Origin of the sequence: Mesorhizobium sp. M7A.F.Ca.CA.003.01.2.1 (assembly GCF_003998945.1) — a bacterium.
Taxonomy (GTDB): domain Bacteria; phylum Pseudomonadota; class Alphaproteobacteria; order Rhizobiales; family Rhizobiaceae; genus Mesorhizobium; species Mesorhizobium ciceri.
The window spans coordinates 1-575 of record NZ_RZRA01001590.1; the positions used below are offsets into that span (position 1 = coordinate 1).

Annotated in this window: 1 protein-coding gene; it reads right to left on the reverse strand. The window is 61.6% G+C overall.

Features of this window, described 5'->3' with window-relative positions; translation table 11 throughout:
• Positions 1–575, reverse strand: a 575-nt coding sequence (locus EN969_RS34395; protein ID WP_245467691.1) for an ABC transporter substrate-binding protein, incomplete at both ends; no start/stop codon positions are given.

The following is a 575-nucleotide window of genomic DNA, read 5'->3' on the forward strand; positions in this document are numbered from 1 at the left end:
GTGCCTGCTCGTCGTCGAAGAACTTGATCTCGATCCGGTCGGGCAGCGCCTTGTCGCCCCAGTAATTCTCATTGCGCACGAAGCTGGCGCCTTGCTTGGGGCGGAAGGATTCGAGCTTGAACGGACCGGTGCCGTTGAAAGTCTTCTCGAAATCACCGGCATAGTCGGCAGGCAGGATGACGGCATTGTAGACGTCGGAGGAGACATAGAACGGGAAGTTGCTGTTCGGACCGTCGAGATCGAAGGCGACGGTTTCGTCGTCGACCAGCTTGGCGCCGCCCTTGGACAGGATGCCCTTGTAGGCGGACAACGCCGACGAGCCGCTGGCCGGATCGACCAGCCGCTCGAAGCTCGCCACAACGTCTTTGGCGGTGACCGCGCGGCCATCGTGGAATTTTACCCCTTGCCGCAATTTGAAGGTCCAGCGGCTGGCCGTCTCGTTGGCCTCCCAGGACAGAGCCAGCTTCGGCTGCAGACCATCCTTCGGATCGTCGAGGATCAGATACTCGCCGACCTGGCTGATCACCCCGATGCTGGCCGGATCGGTGACCGAAACCGGATCGATCGCCTTGGTC